The sequence below is a fragment of the Deltaproteobacteria bacterium genome, from assembly GCA_016875225.1.
GTDB lineage: Bacteria > Myxococcota_A > UBA9160 > SZUA-336 > SZUA-336 > VGRW01.
In genome coordinates this window covers 15585-36828 of the sequence record VGRW01000013.1, presented here as the reverse complement: position 1 = coordinate 36828, position 21244 = coordinate 15585, and the positions used below count along the sequence as shown (strand labels likewise).

Sequence of the window (21244 nt, the reverse complement as noted above, 5' to 3'; positions counted from 1 at the left end):
CTCAGACCGCGCCCAGCACTTGTTTCGGAACCGCGTCCCAGGCGCGGCGCTCCTCTTCGAGCGGCGCGTGCTCCATCCGGCTGCGCTCGCCGAGAAGCATGGTCGCGCGATCCGATGCGGTGTAGGCCGGCCAGCGCCCGAGCGACTGCGAGCTCGGATCGCCGCTTCGCGCGAACGCGATCCAGGCGTCCATCGTCGACGCGGCGAGCGCGTCGGCGGCCGCACCCGCGCCCGAGAACTCCGAAACGCCCGGGCGATCGTGGGTTCCGAACACGAAGCCGAGCTCGACCGCGTGACACGCCCCGAACATCCCGCCGAACATCGGCGATGGCCAGGTGAACAGGTAGCTGTAGACGCGCGCGTCGTGCTCCCGCTGCGCCTCGATCAGCGCCAGGCCGGGCATGCGGAAGATCCGGTCGGTCTCGATCGCCATGAAGAGCTCGGGCGCGCTCGCGCCGGCGCCGCGCTCCGTCCTCGCCTTTCGATAGGTCTCGACCAGCGGCCGGCCTGCGGCGCCCAGGCGCTTCTCTACGCGTGCGACCAGCGGCTCGTCGGAGAGCGACGTCACGCTCGGGTCCATCGCCGCGAAGAGCTTCCACTCGTCCAGCGTCGAGCCGACCAGAAGCCCGACACCCGCGGCCGAGCCGCGCGCGACCGACTCGATCGAGAGACGCGGAACCACGCTGCCGTCGATCACCGGCTGCAGCGGCATGCCGCCGATCTGCGGATCCGCCTCCTGACCGGGAACCGGCGCGATCCGCGCGGCGGCCGCGAGCAGCGAATCGGTGGGCAGCGCGAGCAGCCCCTCGGCGTCCCACGCGCCGGTGATCTCGGCGAACTTCTGCGCCACCCGAACGTGTCGCTCGAGCGCGCTTGCCGTGTGGCTCGCGCCGCTCTGCGGGATCGCCTTCTGGAACAGCCCGCGCGCCTTCGGCATGCCGAGCAGCGTGCCGACGCTCATCGCGCCCGCGGACTCGCCGAAGATCGTCACGTTCTCGGGATCGCCGCCGAACGCCGCGATGTTCTCGCGCACCCACTCGAGCGCCGCGACCTGGTCGAGGATCCCCTCGTTCCCCGTAGACGGAATCTGCCCGTTCGTGAGCTCGGCCAGACGCAGGAAGCCGAGCGCGCCCAGCCGGTAGTTGATCGTCACCACCACGACGTCACCGCGCTTCGCGAGCTGCCCGCCGTCGTAGAGCGACTGCGCGCCCGAGCCGATCGTGAACGCGCCGCCGTGGATCCAGACCATCACGGGCCGCCGCGCGCCGTCGAGTCCCGGCGTCCAGACGTTCAGGTACAGGCAATCTTCGCTCCTGGGCTCCTCGATCTTGAAGGCCGCGAGCAGATCGAGCGGAAGCGCATTCTGCGGCGACGCGTTGCCGAAGCTCGCAGCCGACCGCACGCCCGACCAGGCGGCCTCGCGTTCGGGCGCGCGCCAGCGAAGCTTGCCGACCGGTGGAGCCGCGTACGGAACGCCTCGGAACACGTGGACGCCCGATCGCTCCTCGCCTTCGATCTTTCCGGACCGGGTCTGTGCGATCGACGCCATCGGGGTCTCCTTCCGCACCGGGCGGTCCGGCGATTCTGGCAGGCCGCGCTAGCCGAGTGCAAAGCGCGGTGTATGCTGGCGCCGATGGTCTGGCTCGGCCCGATCCTGGCGCTGATCTCGGTGCTCTCGTACTTCGAGATCTTCGCGACCTGGCCGGTGACCCGCGACGTGCCGTGGGTGAACCTGACCGGGCTCGCGATCGCGCTCGGGCTGTCGATCGCTGGGCTGGCGCGCTCGCGCCGCCGCGCGCTGGCCGCGATCGGGCTGGTGCTGACGCTCTTTTTCGGCTGGATCTTCGTCTGGTACTGCTACGTCTTCTCCAGCCGGCTTCCCGGCGCAGAGCTCGCGCTCGACGTCGGCGCGGCCGTGCCCGCGGTCTCGCTTCTCGACGAGCGCGGCCAGGCGGTCGACCTCGAGCCGCTCGCGCGCGGCAAGCTCGTGCTGGTGTTCTTCCGCGGCCACTGGTGACCCTTCTGTATGTCGGAGCTGCGCGGGCTGCAGCTTAGGGCTTCGGATCTCGAGAGCGCGGGCGCGAAGGTCGTGGCGATCTCGGTCGATTCGGTCGAGCTGAACCGAGGCGTGGTCGAGAGGCTCGGGCTCGGCTTCCCGGTGCTGTCGGATCCCGAGCTCGTCGCGATCGACGCCTTCGGGCTTCGCCACCGCGGCGGCTATCCGCTGGCCGAGCCGCCCGCGACCGGAGACATCGCGCGCCCCGCCAGCTACGTGATCTCTGGCTCGACGATCCGCTGGCGCGATCTGACCGAGAACTACCGCGTCCGCGTCGACCCCACGCGCGTGATCGACGCGATTCGCAACATGGGCGAGGCCGACGCCAGATGAACGAGACCTACGAGTACCGGCGCTTCAAGGTCGCCCCCGGTGACTGGGAGCGGGTGGCCGGAAGGCTGCGCGCCGAAGGCGCGGCGCTCGCGCGCGAGAACGGAGGGTCGCTCTTCGGTGTATGGCGCGGGCAGATCGGCCTGGAGGCGAACGAGGGCATCGCGCTCTCCGCGTGGCCCGACGAAGAGGCGCTGGCGCGTGGCGCCGCCGCGCTCCACGCAGTGTTCGGCGGGGCGCTCGAGTCCCGCGCCGAGCGGCTGGTGGCGACGCTGCGGCCCCCGCACCCGACGCCGCCACCGCGATCGGGCGTCTACGCGTTCCGCTTCTTCGACATCCTCGACCGCGACTGGCCCGAGTTCGCAGACCTCTCGGCTCGCGCCTGGCCCGGCTTCGAGGGCAGCTACGACGCGCGCATCTGCGGCTTCTTCCGCAGCCTGGACGTGCAGCCGCCAGACGCGCGCGTGCTGCTGCTCACGCGCTACGCGAGCCTGGCCGTCTGGGAGGCGTCGCGAGCCGACGTCGGCCGCGAGGAGTTCCAGCGCCGCCAGAAGCTCACGCGGTCCACGATCGTGTGCTCGGCGGTGCCGGGTTGATCCAGATCCGTGTCGCGGGTCCGGGCGACGAGGCCGCGGTCGTGCGTGTGCATCGCGAGGCCTTCGGCCGCGATGCCGAGGCGGAGATCGCGCGCCGGCTCCACTCGCGTGGCGCGGAATGCGTGTCGCTCGCCGCCTTCGAGGGCGACGCGCTGGTCGGCCACGTGCTGTTCAGCCCCGTCACCGTCGGCGGGCACGGCTTCGCGAACCCGCCGATGGGGCTGGGCCCGGTCGGCGTCCTGCCGACGCTGCAGCGCGGCGGCACCGGCATCGCCCTGTGCCGCGCGGGGATCGACGCCTGCCGCGCCCGCGGCGCGCCGTTCCTGGTCGTGCTCGGGCACACCACCTACTACCCGCGCTTCGGCTTCGTTCCGGCTTCGCGCTTCGGGCTCAGCTACGCCGACATGCCACCGCGCGACGCGTTCATGGCCATGGAGCTCGTGCCGGGCGCGCTCGCCGGCGTCTCCGGCGCAGTGCGCTATGGCCCCGAATTCGATTGAGCGCGAGGCGCCGTAGTAGACTCGCCCGCGGAGGTCCCCATGCCCCTCAAGACCCCGGCCGAGTACGTCGAGAGCCTGCGCGACGGACGCGTCCTGTACTGGGATGGCGAGCGGATCGACGACGTGGCGAAGAGCGAGCGCTTCCGCGTGCCGCTCGCGGTGGCCTCGCGCGACTACGAGTACGACGACCCGCAGCGCCGCGAGCTGATGACCTACCGCACCGAAGAGGGCGAGCTCGCACACCGCGTGTACCAGATCCCGCGCACGGAAGAGGATCTGCGCAAGCGCCTGGAGCTCGCCACCACCATGAGCATGGTCGGCGGGGTCACGGGCGTGTTCATGGCGCTGCAGGCGGTGAAGGACGAGATCGCGGCGGTGAACCCGCAGTACGCCGAGAACATCGAGAACATCTGGCGCTACGCGCGCGCGAACGACCTGCGCGCGGCCGAGGTGATCACCGACGCTAAGGGCGACCGCTCGCGCAAGGCGAACCAGCAGGACGACCCCGACCTGTACCTGCGCATCGTCGACCGGAGCGCGAAGGGCATCACCGTGCGCGGCGCGAAGCTGCACATCTCGGCGGCGGCGCTCGTGCACGAGCTCGTGGTCATGCCGACCAAGTCGATGCGCGAGGCCGAGGCCGACTACGCGGTCTCGTTCTCGTGCCCGGCGAACGCGCCGGGTGTGAAGATCATCAACCGCAGCTTTGCGCCCGCGAAGCTGAACGAGTTCGACTACCCCGCCAGCGCCCACCACAGCATGCCCGAGGGGTTCGTGATCTTCGACGACGTCTTCGTGCCCTGGGAGCGCGTCTTCCTCGCCGGCGAGCACCGCATGGCGGGCGTGTTCGCGCGCTCGCTCGGCCTCTGGGAGCGCACGCTCGGCCTGCTCGAGGCGGCCGAGCGCGCCGAGCAGATCATCGGCCTTGCCCTGCTGGTCAGCGAGCAGCAGGGCAAGGGCGGCACGCCCACCGTCGAGAACGCGGTCGCCGAGCTGGTCTGCTACGCGCAGATGATCCGCATGAGCCTCGACTGGTCGTGCCGCAACTTCGAGCGCACGGCCTCGGGCATGATCCACCCCAACGTGCTCGGCGTGAACGCGGGCAAGTACTACTACGCCGCGAACTACCACCAGATGATCCAGAAGCTGCACGACCTGGGCGGCGGACTCGTGCTCACGCTCCCGACCGAGGCGGATCTGCGCAACCCCGAATCGGGCAAGTACCTGCGCAAGTACCTGCACACCACGCCCGACGTCGACGTCGAGGAGCGCATGCGCGTCTACAACCTGATCCGCGACATGACGGCGGACGCGTTCGGCGGCTGGAACCTGGTGACGACGCTTCAGGCCGGCGGCGGCCTGGTCGCGCAGCGAATCATGATGAACCGCACCTACGACCTCGAGCGCGCGCGGCGCAAGGCGAAGCAGGCGGCGGGCATCGGCTAGTGCGATCCGCTCCGCGTGCGGCCAGTTGCGCTAGCAGTTGTGCCCGGCGAGCGTCAGCCCCCACGTCGAGCACGACGCGCCCGAGACGTACCGAACCTCGATCCAGTAGTTGAAGCTGTCGTCGAGGGCCGTCTTGCTCCGGCTCACGAAGAGCTGCTCCGTGATGCCAGCCCCGGCCGTCGACGATGCGAGCAGCGTGCCGCACGCGCTATACGCGTACAAGTCGTAGTTCACACCGGCCGGCACGGTGAGCGTGACCCGATGCTCGATCATGCCGAAGCAGGCACTGGTCTCGATCGCTCGCCCGCTGTACCAGGCGGAGCGATTCCCATTGGTGGTGGCGAATGTGGTCCAGCCCGGGGAGTCGGTGCAGAGGAAGCCGCACGCCGCGTCTCCTCCGAACGAGCCCAGGTTCGTGGCGCTGGCGCAGGTGTTGGGAGCCGAGCCGTGGCCCAGCTCGCAGCCGTTCGACTGGTTTCCGTCGCAGTTCGAGTAGCCGAAATTGCAGCTCGTGAGCAGGCACGTGCCGGTCGAGCAGGACTCGCTGGCGTTGGCGAGGTTGCACGCCACGCCGCAGCCGCCGCAGTCCGTGAGCGTGGTCAGGCTGCGCTCGCAGCCGTTCGGGCCGTTCAGGTCGCAGTCGCCCCAGCCCGCGCTGCACGAGGTCGGGTAGCACTCCCCTGCGCCGCAGGCCGTCGTGCCGTGCGGGTTGCTGCAGACCGACCCGCACGCGCCGCAGTTCGACTCGTCGCTCGCGAGATCCCGGCACGCGAGCGAGCAGCAGGCGCGGTCAGACACTGACTCGCCTGCACGCAGGCCTGGCCCTCGTACTTGCCGCACTGGTGCGTGCTGGTGTCACAGCCGGTGCCGACCGGGCAGTCCGCGCTCGCCTCGCAGGCGCCCGCGGCCATGCACATGTTGGCGGGGGCGGCCGAATCGCCGGCCAGGATGTGCCTCAGCAGCTTCACGTCGCCGGAATCGCAGGCCGACGGGCCGGAGCCCGGGCACTTCTCCGGCGCGGGCAGGGCGGGCGGAAGGCTCAGCAGGGCCCGCTGCATGCGGCTCGAGTCGCCCACGTTGCCGCGGCCGTCGCCGGACACGTCGAAGCACTGGCAGCCGTCCCCGATTCCATCGGGCAGATCGGGCGCCCCCACCCGGCCCGTGTCGAGCTGGTGCGAATTGAAGGACCACGGGCAGTTGTCGTCGCAGCCCTCGAGGCAGCTGGCGGGGCTGCCGGGCGCGCACGCGCAGGGCAGGTCGCCGACCGCTCCGGATGCGCTGCCGTCGTCGCAGATGCCGTCGCCGTCGCCGTCGCCGCCGTACAGATCGCAAGGCCCTGCGTCGGCCAGCGGCGCGTACAGCGCGAGCCACGCCGCCGATACGAGAGCGGCCCAGCGCAAGAGAGTACCACCCGATGCTCGCATGGGCGGAGTATCCCAGATCCAGCTCCGGTTGAGGAGCCCGCGAGTGACTTGCCCGCTACGGGTCACGGACGGGCCGGTGACCCCCGTCTTACCGCTCAGCCGCCGTAGAAGACGGTGTCGCCGAGCTCCTTCATCCAGAGCGTCGCGTCGTCGGCGCGGCCGCTCGGCGCCTTGGCGACGCCGGCCTCGACCACCTCGGCGACGAAGACCGTGTGGTCGCCGCCCTCGACCGCGTTCACCACGCGACACTCGACGAAGGCCGCGGCGCTGTCGAGCAGCGGCGCGCCGGTCGAGCCGGCCCGGAACTTCTCGCCCGAGATCGTGTCGCCCTCGACGCTGGCCGGCTTGAAGAAGGCGAACGCGAGCTTCTGCTGGCCCTTGCCCAGCACGTTCAGCGCGAAGGCCCGGCTCGACTTCACGATCCCGTGAGCGCCCGAGTCGGCCTTCACCGCCACCGCGACCAGCGGCGGCTTGAAGGAGGTCTGCGTCACCCAGTTCACCGTCGCGGCCGCGACCGAGCCGTCGCCGCCGCGCGCGGTGAGCACGTAGATTCCGTACGGGATCATCCTGAGCGCCGTCTTCTTCGCAGCCTCGTCCATCGTGCTCCCTCCGAGTTTCTCGCAGTTTCTCACAAGCAGGGCAGCGACGCGTAGGTGGTCAGCACCACGATGCTGTCGCCGGAGACGAGCCGGTAGACCGCGTCGCGCGGCGGATTCAGCAGCGCGCCGGCCTCGGGCGTGGCCGCGGTCTCGAAGTGGAAGCCCAGCGCGATCTCGCCGCTCCTTGCTGCCGCGCTCTGCGCGTCCGCGAAGCGGATGCTCCGGCCGACGAGGCCGTACTCACCGGCGCTGCGGTAGATGATCTCTGCGCCGCCGGGGCCGAAGAGCTCGTCGAAGACCGCGCCGAGCTCCCGTCGCAGCACGACCTGCGAGAGCATGTGCGAGAGGATCACGGTCGGCTGCAGTGTCTCGCAGCTCGCGCGCGGGAAGAGCGCCACGTTCTCCTCGTCCATGATCTCGGCCAGGATCGCGGGTCGCGCGTCGTTCTCGGGCAGGATCTCCTGCAGCAGCAGATACGCCAGGATCGTGCGCGCGTCGGCCTGCTCCTCGCCGCCGGTCCAGTGACTCGAGACCAGCACGATGCTGTCGTAGCGCGCGGGGTCGAGCTTGCGCATCTCCGCGGGAACCGTGTAGTCGCTCTCGATCTGCTTCACGTTCACCCGGCCGGCCGGCACGTCGAAGTGCGACAGGTGGTGATCGCGCATGCGGGTCTCGATGATCGACGCCACGTCCACGTCGAAGGACTCCGCGTCGTAGCGGCCGAACTCCGCGATCAGGGCGGAGACGCGCGGGCTCCAGCCGAGCACGAGCACGCGCCGCCGGTCCGGCATGCGGGGAAGTGCGCGAGGTTCGGGAGCGACGGACGGAGGGGAAGACTCGTGCGGCAGGGACCTGTTCGGCTCGCAGCCTTCGTGGCTGGTCGCGAGGAAGACGACGCGGTCTCCGCTGGCGATCGTGAAGTCCTCGGGCGGATTCAGGCGCAGGTGCTTTCCGCCCGTGCGCACGGTGCCGAGTGGGATCGCCGCGGGGAACGCGTCGTACAGCCCGCGCAGGCGCCGACCGGAAAGCTGCGGGAACGCGCGCAGGTGGACTTCGCTCCCGATCGAGTGGGTGAGGATCTGCGAGTAGACGTCGGAGAGCCCCGGGTGGCGCACGCACTGCGCGACGATGCGCGCGACGATCGCGTCGCCGGCGATCACCTCGAGCGGGCCGCGGTACGCGTCGCGCGCGAGCGAGGCGCGAAGCGGGTCGGAGATCTCGGCGACGGCGAGCGGAAGCGATTGCGGATCGTCGCCACCGTGGCGCGAGATCGAGAGCAGGATCTTGACCGTGTTCGCGTCGGTCCCCTCGGGCCCGGCCGGATCGTAGTCCGAGCCCGGGATCAGGATCGCCGCGGCGTGCCCGACGTCGACGCGCCGCAGGTGCTCGTACTTCAGCGGCGAGCCGGAGCGGAACGTGATCATGCGCTCGCTGAAGCTGGCGCCGAGCCGCTCGCGAAGCTGGTGGTGCAGCGCCAGCGTGACCTCTTCCGCCAGCACGACGATCCGCAGCCTTCGCGCGCCGCGACGCTGCAGGAACCGCTCCACCCGTCCTTCGGACTGGATCAGCTCGGAGATCAGCTGCGGAGTGCGGTTGGTCCAGCCGAGGATCGCGATGTGATCGCGCGCGACGATCGGCGTCGTGCCCGACTCCAGCCGCGCGATGCCCTGGTTCAGCCCCTGGACCATGATCGCGATCAAGGCGCCGAAGAAGATCACGGCGCCGAGCACCGTGAGCACCGCCGACACCGTCCGGCGTAGGTTGCCCACGTCGTCGCCCAGGTAGCCCGTATCGGTGAGGCGCAGGAACGCCCACCAGATCGCCTCGGCCGGGTTGCCGATCGATGGGTCGACCAGCCAGACCAGGGCGCCCGCGACGATCGAGAGCGACGCGATCACCAGCGCCACCAGCAGCAGCCGGTAGCGCATGCCGCGAAGCAGCAGTCGCTCGACCCAGTACTTGAGCTGATTCAGCAACGCACGGCCCGCCCGTTCCGATCGGCCGGAATGCGGGCCATGGTAGTCGAAAGGCGGCGTCGCGCTCAGTCCGCAGCGTTTCGCAGCGTCCAGCGGATCGGCGCGCGCTTGATGCCGCCGACGAACGAGGAGCGCACGCGCTCCGCGGGGCCGGTTCGCTCGAACGAGTCGAGCCGCTCGCGGAGCTGCTCGAAGACCGTGCGCAGCTCCAGCCGCGCCAGATGCGCGCCCAGGCAGACGTGCTCGCCGCGGCCGAAGCCGACGTGATCGTTCGGCGAGCGGTCGATCCGGAACCGGAACGGGTCCGCGAAGATCTCCTCGTCGCGATTTCCCGACGGGTAGAACAGGCAGACGGAGTCGCCCTTCGCGATCTTCGTGCCGCGAATCGTGCAGTCGCGGGTGGCCTGGCGCGTGAACTGGATCACCGGCGTCACCCAGCGCACGATCTCCTCGACCGCGGGGTCGAGAAGCGCGGCATTCGCGACCAGCGCGCGCCACTGATCCGGGTTCTCGTCGAAGGCGAGCATGCCACCGGTCATCGCGTTCCGCGTGGTCTCGTTTCCCGCCACCACAAGCAGCAGGTAGTAGGAGAGCAGCTCGAACGTGCCCATCGGCTGACCGTTCACGCGGGCCGCCCCCACGACGGAGACGATGTCCTGACGCGGCCGCTTTCGGCGCTCCTCGGAGAGAGCGTGGAAGTACTGGAACAGCTCGGTTCGCGCCGACTGGAGCGTCTCGTCGGTCGTGCGGCCGCGCTGGAACTCGGGGTCCTCGGGCGCGATCGTCTCGTTGGTCCAGCGGAACAGCAGCCGCCAGTCGTCGCCGGGCACGCCGAGCATCTCGGCGATCACCGCGATCGTGATCGGCGCCGCGACGTCCTGCACGAAGTCGCAGTCTCCCTTCTCGGCGGCATCGTCGAGCACCTCGCGGGTGATTCGCCGGACCTTCGCCTCCCACTGCTGCGTCATGCGCGGAGTGAACTGTTTCGCAGTCACGGCCCGGTAGTCGCGGTGCTCCGGCGGGTCCATCGAGAGCAGGTGTCGGAGCGGCGCCACGTCCTCGGGCATGTCTCGCGTGAAGACCGCAAGCCGCGGCGCGATGATGAAATCCGCCGGGTTCTTGCCGATCTCGACGATGTCGGCGTGCTTGGTGATGGCCCAGAACGGGTCGCAATTCCCTCGGTCGAACCAGTACACCGGCGCGTGTTTGCGCAGGTACGCCCACTCCGCGTGCGGGTAGCCGTTCCGCTCGTAGTGCTCTGGCGAGATCACGTCGAGGCTGTCGAGGGTCAGGCCCTGCGGGTCGGAGGTCGCGGCCATGAGGATCTCCGTTTCGTGCTCGAGAATCCTCTCCACGGATGCGCTGCCCGGGCGTATGATTTCCGTATGCACGTCCTGCGAGGCACGGTGGTCTCGGGGAAGGTGGTCGTCGAAGGCGCGCCGCTGGAAGAGGGCGCGCATGTGATGGTGCTGGTGCCCGAGAAGGAGCGACCCTTCTCGCGCCCGCGCCGCGGCGAGGAGTATTCCCTCGAAGAGGCCGAGCTCCTGCGCGATCTGGGCGGAGAGGGCTAGCGCCCCCTGCGATCGGAGCGCCGGGTCCCTTGCGAGCGGCGCGAGCCGCCCGCGGCGGGAAGTGCCGTGTCGGCTCCACCGCCGCGCGGCAGCCCTCGGATCACTCGGCGGCTCGCGACAGCGCCCGAACGCGCTCCAGATCGCGGCTCGTCGCCGGATCGAACGTGCGCTCCTGCAGGTCGCCGAGCGAGCGGTACGCTGGATCGGCGAGCAATGCATCGAGCCCGTCGACGTCGTTGAACCGCCACAGGCCGATCACGCGCGCGCCCGCGGAGCCGTCCACCGCTGCAGGCTGTAGCGCGCCGTCGACGCGCAAGCCGCCGTGGCGCCGCGCAATCAGACCGAGCGCGCCGACGTAGGCCTGCGCCTGGTAGGGCGGCGCTTCCGGCCAGAGCGTCAGCACCTCGTAGACCCAGGCGTCCGCGCGCGCCATGTTGGCGGGGGTGAACCACAGCAGTGCGGCCGCGACGGCGGAACCGAGATACCTCGACTTGGACTCCATGGGCTTCTCCTTCGCCCCTGGGATGCCCATAGTTGACCGGTCGGTTTCAGTCGGTTCGCGAGCCGATCAGCGCGAGCGCCATCCGCCCGACACGGCCGACCAGGGCCGGGTCGTCGTGCGTGGCCGACAGCAGACAGGCCCCCTCGGCGAGCGCCACCAGCGCCTCGGCACCGCGCGCAGCGTCGGTGCCGCGCGGCAGCTCGCCGGCGGCGATCGCGTCGCGCAGGGTCGCCTCGAGCGCATCGCGCATGCCGTCGAAGATCTTCGCGAGCTTCCTGCGCAGCTTGGGCTCGTGGTTGCAGAGCTCGCCGGCCAGGTTCGCGAGCGGGCAGCCGGGGGTCGCACCCAGGTCCCGACGACCCGCGCGCTGCTCGCGCGTCAGCTGGTCGAAGAAGCGCTCGATGCGGGCGAGCGGCGTCAGGTCGCGGGCCAGGGCGGGCGTCAGGAGCTCGTCCCGGATCGCGACCCAGTACGCGTCGATCACCGCCGCCGCGAGCTCGTCCTTGGACTTGAAGAAGTGGTAGAAGCTGCCCTTGTTGATCTCGGCCGCGTCGCAGAGCTCCTGTACGCCCACGCCCTCGTAGCTGCGCTGGTGGAAGAGCCGGCTCGCTTCCTCGATCAGGCGTTCGCGCGCGTCGCTGGTCCGGCCCATCCCCGCTCGCCTCGCGCCGCTCAGCGCGCCATGCGGTGCAGCGCGCAGATCTTGTTGCCGGCCGGATCGCGCAGGTAGGCCAGGAACATCGAACCCATTCCGCCGGTGCGCACGCCCGGCGGGTCCTCGATGCTGGTTCCGCCGTTCGCCACGCCGGCCGCGTGCCAGGCCTTGGCCTTCTCGGGTGAGTCGGCCGCGAACCCGATGGTCGCGCCGTTTGCCGCCGTGGCCTTGCCACCGTCGATCGGCTTGGTGATCGCGAAGATGCCCGTCGGCGTGATGTAGAAGACGCGGCCCTTGTCGTCCTGCATGCCCGGGCCGATGCCGAGCGCTCCGAGCACGGCGTCGTAGAACCGCTTCGACGCCGCGATGTCGTTGGCGCCGATCATGATGTGGCTGAACATTTCGAGACTCTCCTTCTGCGGGGTTTGAACTGGCGACCAGCGAGCTCATGCTACCGCATCGCGGGCGGGTGGCGTCACCCCTCGCCGCGCTCGCGCACCTGGTCGGCAGAGATCAGGCGCACCGCGCGCAAGCCGCCGAAGCCCGCCCCGATGATCACGACCCGCGGCCGACGCGGCTCCGACGCACTCGCCTCGCGCACGAACGGGAACATAGCGCGCGGGCGTGTCGGCGGTTCAGGCGCGCGGCGCGACGCGCAGCTCCGTGCGTCCGTCGAGATCGACCTCGAGCGTGGCCCCGCCGCGCGCGTCGGCGACCAGCTCGCTCGCCCGCGCGCCGGTCACCGCGTAGCGGGCCAGCGGACGCAGGCGCTCGATGCCCAGCGTCTGCCGGCCGGGCTTCGCTCCGGGGTGCAGGACGAGATCGAGCGCGTCGCCTTCGCTCCACGCCTTCGCGACGAGCACGTCGGGGTAGCGCGCGTCGGCGAGCCGCGGGCCCGAGAGGACCGACGCGGGCGGGCCCTCGACCACCGAGGCGCGGAAGTCGCCGGTGCGCGCGAGTCGCCCCTGGATCGCGAGCGCGTTGGCCAGGTTCGAGCTGTGCGCGTAGCGCCGCACGCCGCCGTTCGTCGCAAGCCCGCACTCCAGGTCGAGCGCGCGCTGCGCGCCTTCCGCGATCTCGTCCTCGCCGAACTCGCGCGCGCAGAGCAGGATCGTCGCGTAGTCCATGGTGTGTCCGAAGCGGTAGTGGCCGGGGTCGAGGCCGCGGCCGGGAAGCACGAGCCGCGCGACGCCGCTCGCATCGTTCACGAGCGCCGGTCGGAGCTCTTCGCGCGCGACCGCCCAGAGCCGCCGGGCGCGGTCCGGCGCGAAGCAGTTCGCAAACCATGCGAAGCCCGCCTCGCCAGCGGGGAAGGGCGCCTCGATCCCGGTGTGCTGCGAGCGAAGGCCGATGTAGCTGCCGCTCTCGTCGGTGAACTCGCGATCGAGCATCTCCTGCCAGCGCGGCAGGTGGTCGGAGACGTAGGTGGTGCCGAAGGCCGCGTCGTGCGCCGCCAGACAGGTCATGCCGTAGTGGTTGCAGATCGGGTAGATCCAGTTCGGCTCGCACGGGAACAGGCAGAAGTCGGAGCGGTCGAAGCCCTTCGCCACCGATTCGGCGATCGTGTGGATGTCGTGCACGTACGCCGTGCGCTCGTTCAGGCGGAACGTCAGGCTGCCCGGCTCGCCGTAGCGCCGATCGCCCGACGAGACCATGTACTGGCCGACGTGCATGCCGAACCAGCCGGTGAGCATGATGTTGTCGCGCGCGACCGGATCGAAATTCGTGAAGTTCAGGTGGCCCCAGCACGACTCGTAGACCCAGTAGCCCCAGACCCTCCGCTGCAGGTAGCGCTCGATCAGGTTGCGCTGCGCCAGACCCAGATGGCCGCCGAAGCTCGGCGCGTAGTGACACTGGTACAGCGCGAGCGCGAAGCCGAGATGGTTGAGCTGGTAGCGCAGCGCCGCCGGCTGGAACTGGTCGATGATGTCGAAGCCGTCCCAGCGGTCGGCCGGCTGCAGCGCGCGATCGAGCGCGTAGCGCACGGATTCGATCTGATCGACCGAGAGCTCGCGCGCCGCGGGGCTCGGGCGCGCCGCCGCGCGCTTCTGGACCTCGGCCCACGACGCCGGCACGAACGCCGCGCGCGCCTGCTGCTTCTCGCGCTTCGCGGCGCGCCTGCGCGTGCCGCGGCTGCGGAAGTACGAGAGCGTCGCGAGCGAGAACACCGGCACCAGGAACGTCGCGCCTGCCCAGATCGATTCGTCCGCCGCTGCGCCCGCGAGCGCGGCCGCGCCCAGCCAGACGATCAGCGGCGCCAGCACCATTCCCGACCAGAACCAGGCGATCAGCGACGCGCCGAAGAGCGCGACGGTGAGCGGGAAGAGCAACACGGCGAATCCGCCCACGGCCAGGAAGCCCGCGCCCGGCAGCCACAGGCCGAGCCCCGCCGCCTGCCAGCTCGCGGGCGCCCCCGCAAGGACAGGCAGGAATCCGAGCGCGCAGAGCGCGGCGTAGATCAGCGCGGTGCGCCGCTGACGCGCGGCGGTGACGGGGCCCTTGCCCTGCGTTGCGACACTGCGCGGGAAGACGTGGTCCATCGTCGTCATGGGAGCATCCTTCCACACCAGAACGTGTCGGTGTCGAGCATCTCCGCGGCGTGCGCCGAGGCGTGCGCGCCGTGCAGTCCCCAGGCCGCTGCGGCGCCGACCAGAGCGAGCTCGAGCAGCGCGGCGGCGGCCACGGCACGGCCCGCGGAGCGCCAGCGCGCGGCGCCCGCGCCCGGCGCAACGGGGTCGAGTTGCGCGCCGAGCTGCCAGACCGTCGCCGCGTTCACCGTCGGCTCGAGCGAGGGCCGGCCGAGCAGGCCGAACGGCACGGCGCGCCGCAGCGCCACGAATCCCGCGGCGATCTGCCCGAGGATGAAGAGCGCGAAGGCGCAGCAGGCCATCACCCGCGACTATATCCCATCGGAGCAAACACCCGAGGGCAGCTTGCCGGCAGCTCGTCCATCTCGGCCGGGATGCGACACCCGCGGTGGCAGGATCGACACAGTATTGTTGCTGCCCGGACGGCAGGGTGAGGTGAACGATGAGTGATCGCAGAATCGGATTCGCTGCAGCGCTTTCGGCCACGGCCCTGGTCTTCGCTCTCGCGGCGCCGCTCCCGGCCTTCGCGCAGGTCCGCGAAGCGCAGCCGGTGACGGTCGAGAACAGCGCCCTGAATCCCGTCCCGGTCCTGATTCCGCCCGATACCAAGCTTTGCGCCGACCCCGCGTGCCCGACCGTCACGCGGCGCGAGGGCGACCTGAATCCGTTTCAGTGGAGCTGGCGACTCACCGCCCCAAACCCGCCGGCCTCCGATGTCTCCTACTACGACTCGAAAGCCTTCGTCGTGCCCGACGGAATGCGATTGGTCATCGAGTTCGTCTCGGGCCACGGGGAGTTTCCCAGAGACCTTCAACTGAAAGAGGCCCACAAGAAGTCGAATGCGATCGCGCGGCACGAGCCCGTGGGCGGCCTGATGGTGCAGACGACGGTGGCCGGCGTTACGGCGGACTACCGCATCCCGTTCGAATTCCAGGGCGTGCAGCTCTGGCCGACCGGCAACATCGACCAGCCGATCGGGCCTCTTCCCGTCCACTACGTCGCGAGCGACTAGGTTCGCCTCTACGCGGATCCGGGCTCGGAAGTCGTCGTCCAGATCATGGTCAACAGACGCGTGTACGCGAACGCGAACGCCATCGTCGACGTATCGCTCAGCGGCTATCTCGTGCCCGTCGATCCCTGAGACGGACGCCCCGCGACGAGGCCTCAGGCGAGCTGGAGCGCGGTTCGCACCAGAAGCGCGAGCAGAACGAGCGAGGCGAGCGCGAACACCGAGAAGCGGATCGGGATCACGTTTCCCGTGGCCTGAATCAGCGAGTGCGCGACGCGCGCGGCGACGTAGGCCCAGGCGAGGCCGACGTTCAGCACGTCGTTCGCGCCGCCGAGCTGCGCGGCGAGGGCGAGCGCGTAGAAGATCGTGGGCTGCTCGTGCAGGTGGTTGTAGTTGTCGGCGACGCGCGCGACCTCGGGCGGCAGCTCGAGTTTCGCGCCGGTGCGCGAGAGCTCGCCGACGTCGATCTTCGCCCTCTGCATGGCGGGAATCCGCGTCGCGTACATCCAGAACCACATCACGAACGTCCACGCCACCAGGGCCAGGACCGGTGCGATCATGCCGTGCTCGGTCACGAGGTGCCTCCCGGCCGCAGGATAGGACAGACGCGAGTGCTTCTGGCGAGGATTTTCGACGGCATGCGACGCGTGACGCCCCTCAGGGCTTCGAGCTCGCCGCGCGCAGCCCCAGGCCGAGCAGGTTCTCGAGCGCGGCCTTGGCCCTGAACACACGTGACAGCGTACGGTGTCGCGCCATCACGCCGTCTTGGAATCCGGGACGCCGCTCGATCCGCGCGTACCAGCGCGAGAGTGCCGGGAAGCGGTCGAACGGGTAGCCGCACTCGCGAATCCGCAGGACCGTGAGCGACCAGATGATGTCGGCGACCGAGAACGCGTCGCCCACCAGGAAGGGCCTGCCGTCCGCGAGGCGTTTCTCGACGTCGGCATAGCCGGCTTCGAGCGCGCGCAGGTGCGCGAGGAAGGTCGCCTCGTCGATCTGGTCGCGGTCGTAGCGGGCGTAGAAGCTCACCAGCTGCTCGGGCGAGCCCTGGCGCTCGAGCCGCTGCAGCGTCGCCTCCGCTCCCGCGTCGAGCTTGCCGAGCCGGCCGAGACCCCAGCGGAACGACACGTAGCGCACCGACACGTGCAGCGTCTTGCCGCGCTCGACCAGCTCCGCAGCGTGCGCGGCCGCTGCAGGGTCGGCCGGGATCAACTTCGGGCCCGCGAAGGCGTCGTCCACGTAGCGCACGATGTCCATCGACTCGAGCTGCAGCACGCCGTCGTGCACCAACGCCGGCACGACCATGTCGGGGTGGATCGCGGCGTACGCGTCCGAGAGGTGCTCACGCCGGATCAGCGAGACCGGCCGGCTGGTCCAGGTTCCCGGCCTCGCCGCGAGCGTCTCCGGTGCATCCGAGCTCCACGGCACGTCGCGGCCGCGCGCCAGGCCCTTCTCGGCCAGCGCGAAGCGCACGCGTTGCGCACACGGTGCGCCCTCGAAGTGGAACAGGTGCAGGCCGGACAGCTTCGCCACAAGCCGGCTCTTCGGGTGATCGACTCGCGCCATGGCTCGGTCTCCGGTAGTTTTGTTCCGTATCGCACAATATCGGCGGAGAGTCCATGGGTTCTGTACGACATCGCACAAAAGCTAAAGCTCGGCCGCCGGGCCGGCCGCGCCTCTTCGACGAGGACGCGGCGCTCGAGCGCGCGCTCGAGCTGTTCTGGGAGCGCGGGCTGGCCGCGACCTCGCTGGACGACCTCGCGGCGGCGATGGGCATGCGCCGCCCCAGCCTGGCCAACGCGTTCGGCGACAAGCAGGCGCTCTACCGCCTCGCGCTGGCGCGCTTCGCCGAGCGCGCGCGCGCCGGAGCGGCGGCGGCGTTCGCCGAGCCCGAGCTCGCGGCCGCGCTCGAGCGTTTCTACCTCGCGGCGCTCGATCTGTACTGTGCGCGCGAGCCCGCCGCCGGCTGCATGGTGGTCTGCACCGCGCCCGCCGCGGCGCTGGTCCACCCCGAGGTTCGCGCCGACCTGCTCGCGGTCGTGCGCGACCTCGACGCGGCGCTGGCGCGGCGCTTCGCGCAGGCCGAAGACGCGGAGCCGGCGATCTCCGCGAAGCTCGCCCAGGCGGTGCTTCACACGCTGGCGATCCGCGCCCGCGCGGGCGAATCAAAAGCGTCGCTGCGCCGGCTCGCGCGCGCGGCCGCGAATCGCCTCGGCTCGAAAGGAAGCTAGCGCCAGTGCGGAGCGCATTGCACCCGCCACGCTCCGCCACCTCGACGGCGATCGGGCCGAGAAGAGCGCTTCTGCACCGGACTCGATTCGGCGTGCGCCCTGAGGCGTCCCTCATCAGCGGAAATGCGGCCGCCCGCGCCGACGGTCGGGCGTCTCGCGCGGATCATGCGGAAGTGAGCAGGTCTCTTCCAGGGCGAAGCTCGCGCAGAAACTCGTCGCAGGGAATGCACGCCACGCCTTCGACCTCGAGTCGCCGTGCGCCGCGATAGAGGAGCGCGCGCTTCGCCCCCGGGTAGTCCTCCGCGAAGGCGCGCAGGCCGCGCAAGTCCTCGGGCCGGACGGAGCTCGTGTTCTTGACTTCGAGCGCCCAGAAGCCGTCCCTTCCGTAGAGCACGAAGTCGACCTCGTTGCCTGACTTCGTACGCCAGAAATGGAGGGTGACGTCCGTCTCGCCGTAGTCGATCCAGGCGCGCAGATGCTGAGCGACCAGTCCTTCGAGTGCGGCGCCCTCGATCTCTTCGGGACGATCGAGCGGACCGGCCGGGCGCAGCGAGCGAAACACTCCGGTGTCGAACCAGTACAGCTTCGGATGCTGGCTCAGGATCCGCTTCGCGCGTCGGGTGAAAACGGGAACGCGGTAGGCGAGCAGCAGATCCTCGACCACCCCGAGATAGCCCTCGGCCGTAGTTCGACTCACCTGACACTCGCGCGCGACGCTCGAGAGATTCAGAGCGCTCGCATGTGAGAAGGCGAGCGCTTCGAGAAAGCGACTGAAGGCGCCGAGCTGTCGGACCAGGCCCTCCGTCTTCACCTCCTCGCGGACGTAGAGCGCCACGTAGGCCTGAAGCGTGCGTGCGGGTGAGTCGGCGGCCCAGATCCCCGGCACGAGGCCCTCGATGAGCGCGCGCCGCAAGTCGAACTTCGAGCCGAGCTCTGCCGCCATGAATGGGTGCAGCGAGCGCCGCAGCGCCCGGCCACCGAGCAGGTCCACCCCGGTACGCTTCAGCTTGCGCGCACTCGAGCCGGTCAGCACGAAGCGCCGCCGCGGCCGACGCTGCTCGATCAGCTGATGGACGACGGTGAGCACCTCCGGCGCGCGCTGAACCTCGTCGATGACGACCACGGCGCCGGGCTCCGCTGCATCCACCATCTGCCGCAGCCTCTCGGGCCGCGACGAAAGCTCGCGCTCGAGGTCCGGCTCGAGCAGGTCGAGCCAGAGAGCCGCCTCGAACGCGCCGCGCAGCCAGGTCGACTTCCCCGTGCCGCGCGGTCCGAACAGGAAGAAGCTCCCGCCCGGATCCTGGAAGAATCTCGGGACTGCCGTCATTATTGCTTCCATTTTTACGGAAGCGATGTGAGAACGTCAACCCCGCAGGCGGGCTACGTCACCGACTTCAGATGCGGCACGTCGGGGCCCTGCCCGCCTACGAGCGCGAGCGCTTCCTCGTACCCGCCGCCGAACTCCACGCGCGTGATCTCTTCGAGCGGGAGGCTCGAAGGCTCCTCTTCCCACTCGGCATCCGGCCCGATCTCGAGCAGCGTGAGGGAGTTCTTCGTGACCTTCTGAACTCTGCCGATCCGGCACGTCTCCGGCTCGACCTCTTCGCGGTGGATCACGACGAGCGGGAAGAGCCGGCCCGCCGTGCGAATCGCGGAGCCGATGTCCTCGAGTGATATCGCGGACGCCGACGGAGGCGACTCCTCGCGAATGCGCAGCGCCTCCTCGACGAAGTCGGCATGCTCGTGAGGGGCCTCGAGCTCGCTGATGTCCGCGATCCGAACCAGAGCGAAGCCGTTGAGCCAGATGTCGTCGGAGATCAGCGCCAGAAGCAGCAGGTCTTCGCCGAGCGCTTCGACGTAGCCGAGCTCCCCGTGGGCCTCGAAGGCACCGCGCGTGATGCGAACGATCGACTGCTCGGCCTGCGCTAGCTCGAGACTCTCTCGCACTGTCGTCTTCCTCCCCGCGCCAACCCCGCCGCTGCGAATTCCCGGAGCGTAGGCCAACTCGGGGAGACTCTGCCGGGGTAGTCGCGACAGGAGGGGTTCCTCGGCATCCCTCGACGGCTGCGGGTTTCCCATGCGGCGCTAGCGCGCGGCGAGCTCCGCGGCCAGGAACTCCGCGGCCAGCGCGGCCGCGCGCGGCGCGGGATCGTAGTCGTCGAACGTGAACACCGAGTGCGCGACCACGGCGTTTCCGTAGGTGCTGTCGGGCGTGACGAGCTTCTCGAACGCGGACCAGGCCCGCGCGCGCCATTCCGGCCCAGCCGCTGAACAAGAGGCGCAAGAGCCAGCCGACACCGTAGAGCGTCGCTTCGCCCTCGACGCTCGTGTCGACCAGCGGCACCTGCGCGACGACGGCCACCGCCGCGCCATCGTCCGCGGCGGTGATCAGCGCATGACCGGCGCCCAGCGAGCTGCCGAGGAGCGCGACGCGTGAGCCGTCGAGATCGGCGCGGGTGCGCGCGAACGCGAGCGCCGCGCGCCAATCCTCGAGCTGACGCCAGGGATCGACGAGCTGGCGCGGCGTCCCGCCGCTGGCGCCGAAGCCGCGGTAGTCGAACACGAACGCCGCGATGCCCACGCGCGCGAAGCGCTCGGCGAAGTACGGCAGCGCCACGTCGCGCGTGCCCGCGAATCCGTGCGCCATCACCACCGCGGGCGCGCGCTCCGCACCCGCCGGCATGAAGAGCCAGCCCGCGCACTCGGCGTCCTCACAGGCGAAGCGCAGATCGGTGCGCGTCACGCCGTCTGCCAGCGAGAGCGGCTCGCCGGGCGGAGCCGCGGGTGCGGGCGGAGCGGCCTCGAGACAGCCGGAGAGCGCGAAGGCGAGGGCGACGGAAAAGAGCGTGTGCTTCGTCGCGCAGAGGATCCCGCGTACCGGCTGGCTGTGAACCCGCGATTCATGCCAACCCGGACGACCCGCGCGGGCGCTGCTCGAGCGCGAGGTGCTCACTCGACTCCGCGCTCGGCCTCGGCCCACTCGGCGCCGAGATTGCGGCGCCGGATCCAATCGAGAAGTGCCTCCCGGTCCAGCTCGGCGCCGGAGACGGCGAGCATGGAGCGGATGTCGCGCAAGTGCTTCTCGGAGCGACCCTCACGGTAGAACTCGAGCTTGCGCACGATCACATACTCCGGCGGCGCGACGGAGGCACGAAATCCGCTGATCGCGTAGCTGCGGGCGTTCTCGAAGGCCCAAGCGTGGAGCGCGTCCCTGCCGGCCAGGAAGACATCGGCCTTCAGGCCGCTCTCGGTATGGATGATGTTGAAGTGCCCGCGCTCCGAGCGGCGCGCCTCGAGCTCGATCACTTCTTCAGGCGGCACGTAGAAGCGCGAGGCCGGGAAGGCGCGCTCGATCCGACCCGCGTCCTGACTGCGAAGTGTCACCACCAGATCGATGTCATGCGTGGCGCGCGGCTCGCCGTAGAGGGTCGCCGCTACGCTACCGGTGATGAGATAGGGGATGCCGAGCTCGGCCAGCGGCTTCGCGAAAAGCTCGATCAGATCAGCTTCGGGCATGCAGGAAGCTTCGCCGCACGGCGGCCGCGACCGCCGCTTCCGTCCAGTCGGGGTGCTGCTGGTGCAGGAACGCTGCCTTGTGGCGGCGGAGCGTCCAGTAGAGCCGGCGAGCCTCTTGCCAGCGCTGCGCCGGCGTCATGCGCCGGTAGATCTCGAGCTGCTCCTTCGAAGGCGCGTCGAAGCGATCCACGCATTCACTCTGCCCGAGGACCACAGCCCGGGCAACGGGACCGTCGTCCTACCGC

25 protein-coding genes are annotated in these 21244 nt (G+C 70.3%); 8 read left to right on the top strand and 17 right to left on the bottom strand.

The features are described 5' to 3' along the window. Position 1: 1 nt before the first annotated feature. The gene (locus tag FJ108_05440) at positions 2 to 1549 is read right to left on the bottom strand and encodes a carboxylesterase/lipase family protein (GenBank protein ID MBM4335347.1); all 1548 of its coding nucleotides are present in this window, start codon (positions 1547 to 1549) and stop codon (positions 2 to 4) included. A gap of 84 nt (positions 1550 to 1633) precedes the next feature. Here FJ108_05440 and FJ108_05435 point away from each other — a divergent pair, with 84 nt between their 5' ends. From FJ108_05435 to FJ108_05420, 4 genes are all read left to right on the top strand, one after another. Next, the gene (locus tag FJ108_05435) at positions 1634 to 2017 is read left to right on the top strand and encodes a hypothetical protein (GenBank protein ID MBM4335346.1); all 384 of its coding nucleotides are present in this window, start codon (positions 1634 to 1636) and stop codon (positions 2015 to 2017) included. 9 nt (positions 2018 to 2026) lie between these two features. Beyond that, positions 2027 to 2389 carry a redoxin domain-containing protein gene (locus FJ108_05430; GenBank protein ID MBM4335345.1) on the top strand — a complete coding sequence of 121 codons (363 nt, stop codon included), beginning with the start codon at positions 2027 to 2029 and terminating at the stop codon, positions 2387 to 2389. A 121-nt stretch (positions 2390 to 2510) separates the two neighbouring features. Continuing rightward, the gene (locus FJ108_05425; protein ID MBM4335344.1) at positions 2511 to 3482 is read left to right on the top strand and encodes an N-acetyltransferase; all 972 of its coding nucleotides are present in this window, start codon (positions 2511 to 2513) and stop codon (positions 3480 to 3482) included. A 39-nt stretch (positions 3483 to 3521) separates the two neighbouring features. Continuing rightward, positions 3522 to 4928 (top strand): 4-hydroxyphenylacetate 3-hydroxylase, encoded by a 1407-nt coding sequence (locus FJ108_05420; GenBank protein MBM4335343.1) that lies wholly within the window; start codon positions 3522 to 3524, stop codon positions 4926 to 4928. Positions 4929 to 4958: 30 nt separating this feature from the next. Here FJ108_05420 and FJ108_05415 read toward each other — a convergent pair whose 3' ends face one another. The 5 genes from FJ108_05415 to FJ108_05395 all read right to left on the bottom strand — a co-directional run bounded on the left by FJ108_05415 (position 4959) and on the right by FJ108_05395 (position 10246). Beyond that, on the bottom strand, positions 4959 to 5498 hold the full coding sequence (locus FJ108_05415) for a hypothetical protein (GenBank protein MBM4335342.1): 540 nt from the start codon (positions 5496 to 5498) through the stop codon (positions 4959 to 4961). A 59-nt stretch (positions 5499 to 5557) separates the two neighbouring features. After that, positions 5558 to 6352 (bottom strand): hypothetical protein, encoded by a 795-nt coding sequence (locus FJ108_05410; protein ID MBM4335341.1) that lies wholly within the window; start codon positions 6350 to 6352, stop codon positions 5558 to 5560. 95 nt (positions 6353 to 6447) lie between these two features. Further along, positions 6448 to 6951, bottom strand: coding sequence for a flavin reductase family protein (locus FJ108_05405; GenBank protein MBM4335340.1), 504 nt, complete (start codon positions 6949 to 6951; stop codon positions 6448 to 6450). A gap of 29 nt (positions 6952 to 6980) precedes the next feature. Then, entirely contained in the window at positions 6981 to 8927 is a 1947-nt protein-coding gene (locus FJ108_05400; protein ID MBM4335339.1) for an ion channel DMI1, read from the bottom strand. A 65-nt stretch (positions 8928 to 8992) separates the two neighbouring features. Continuing rightward, entirely contained in the window at positions 8993 to 10246 is a 1254-nt protein-coding gene (locus FJ108_05395; protein MBM4335338.1) for a cytochrome P450, read from the bottom strand. Between the two features lie 66 nt (positions 10247 to 10312). Between FJ108_05395 and FJ108_05390 the strand changes: the two genes are divergently transcribed. Further along, entirely contained in the window at positions 10313 to 10498 is a 186-nt protein-coding gene (locus tag FJ108_05390) for a hypothetical protein (protein ID MBM4335337.1), read from the top strand. A gap of 100 nt (positions 10499 to 10598) precedes the next feature. Here FJ108_05390 and FJ108_05385 read toward each other — a convergent pair whose 3' ends face one another. From FJ108_05385 to FJ108_05365, 5 genes are all read right to left on the bottom strand, one after another. Beyond that, a complete protein-coding gene (locus FJ108_05385) occupies positions 10599 to 11000 on the bottom strand; it encodes a hypothetical protein (GenBank protein ID MBM4335336.1) in 402 nt (133 codons plus the stop codon). A 46-nt stretch (positions 11001 to 11046) separates the two neighbouring features. After that, on the bottom strand, positions 11047 to 11652 hold the full coding sequence (locus tag FJ108_05380; GenBank protein ID MBM4335335.1) for a TetR/AcrR family transcriptional regulator: 606 nt from the start codon (positions 11650 to 11652) through the stop codon (positions 11047 to 11049). A 20-nt stretch (positions 11653 to 11672) separates the two neighbouring features. Then, complete coding sequence (locus tag FJ108_05375) at positions 11673 to 12056, bottom strand: VOC family protein (GenBank protein MBM4335334.1); 384 nt, start codon at positions 12054 to 12056, stop codon at positions 11673 to 11675. 234 nt (positions 12057 to 12290) lie between these two features. Beyond that, positions 12291 to 14204 (bottom strand): hypothetical protein, encoded by a 1914-nt coding sequence (locus FJ108_05370; protein MBM4335333.1) that lies wholly within the window; start codon positions 14202 to 14204, stop codon positions 12291 to 12293. Continuing rightward, on the bottom strand, positions 14201 to 14545 hold the full coding sequence (locus FJ108_05365; protein MBM4335332.1) for a hypothetical protein: 345 nt from the start codon (positions 14543 to 14545) through the stop codon (positions 14201 to 14203). Before FJ108_05365 ends, FJ108_05370 begins: the two co-directional genes overlap by 4 nt. A gap of 140 nt (positions 14546 to 14685) precedes the next feature. On the opposite strand from FJ108_05365, the gene FJ108_05360 reads away from it, so the two are divergent. Further along, positions 14686 to 15255, top strand: coding sequence for a hypothetical protein (locus FJ108_05360; GenBank protein ID MBM4335331.1), 570 nt, complete (start codon positions 14686 to 14688; stop codon positions 15253 to 15255). Positions 15256 to 15407: 152 nt separating this feature from the next. Here the strand turns inward: FJ108_05360 and FJ108_05355 are convergent, their stop codons facing one another. Next, positions 15408 to 15812, bottom strand: coding sequence for an MAPEG family protein (locus tag FJ108_05355; GenBank protein ID MBM4335330.1), 405 nt, complete (start codon positions 15810 to 15812; stop codon positions 15408 to 15410). Between the two features lie 97 nt (positions 15813 to 15909). After that, positions 15910 to 16818: a glutathione S-transferase family protein gene (locus FJ108_05350; GenBank protein MBM4335329.1), complete on the bottom strand. Its 909-nt coding sequence runs from the start codon at positions 16816 to 16818 to the stop codon at positions 15910 to 15912. A 53-nt stretch (positions 16819 to 16871) separates the two neighbouring features. Here FJ108_05350 and FJ108_05345 point away from each other — a divergent pair, with 53 nt between their 5' ends. Next, on the top strand, positions 16872 to 17483 hold the full coding sequence (locus FJ108_05345) for a TetR/AcrR family transcriptional regulator (protein ID MBM4335328.1): 612 nt from the start codon (positions 16872 to 16874) through the stop codon (positions 17481 to 17483). Between the two features lie 163 nt (positions 17484 to 17646). Here FJ108_05345 and FJ108_05340 read toward each other — a convergent pair whose 3' ends face one another. Both FJ108_05340 and FJ108_05335 read right to left on the bottom strand, forming a co-directional pair. Beyond that, on the bottom strand, positions 17647 to 18810 hold the full coding sequence (locus tag FJ108_05340; protein ID MBM4335327.1) for an ATP-binding protein: 1164 nt from the start codon (positions 18808 to 18810) through the stop codon (positions 17647 to 17649). Positions 18811 to 18846: 36 nt separating this feature from the next. Next, a complete protein-coding gene (locus FJ108_05335) occupies positions 18847 to 20166 on the bottom strand; it encodes an alpha/beta fold hydrolase (protein ID MBM4335326.1) in 1320 nt (439 codons plus the stop codon). Between FJ108_05335 and FJ108_05330 the strand changes: the two genes are divergently transcribed. Further along, on the top strand, positions 20057 to 20374 hold the full coding sequence (locus FJ108_05330; GenBank protein ID MBM4335325.1) for a hypothetical protein: 318 nt from the start codon (positions 20057 to 20059) through the stop codon (positions 20372 to 20374). The genes FJ108_05335 and FJ108_05330 overlap by 110 nt on opposite strands. A 58-nt stretch (positions 20375 to 20432) precedes the next feature. Here the strand turns inward: FJ108_05330 and FJ108_05325 are convergent, their stop codons facing one another. Next, positions 20433 to 20999, bottom strand: coding sequence for a nucleotidyltransferase family protein (locus FJ108_05325; GenBank protein ID MBM4335324.1), 567 nt, complete (start codon positions 20997 to 20999; stop codon positions 20433 to 20435). Then, on the bottom strand, positions 20986 to 21189 hold the full coding sequence (locus tag FJ108_05320) for a hypothetical protein (protein ID MBM4335323.1): 204 nt from the start codon (positions 21187 to 21189) through the stop codon (positions 20986 to 20988). The genes FJ108_05325 and FJ108_05320 overlap by 14 nt, the downstream gene beginning before the upstream one ends. Positions 21190 to 21244: the final 55 nt, after the last annotated feature.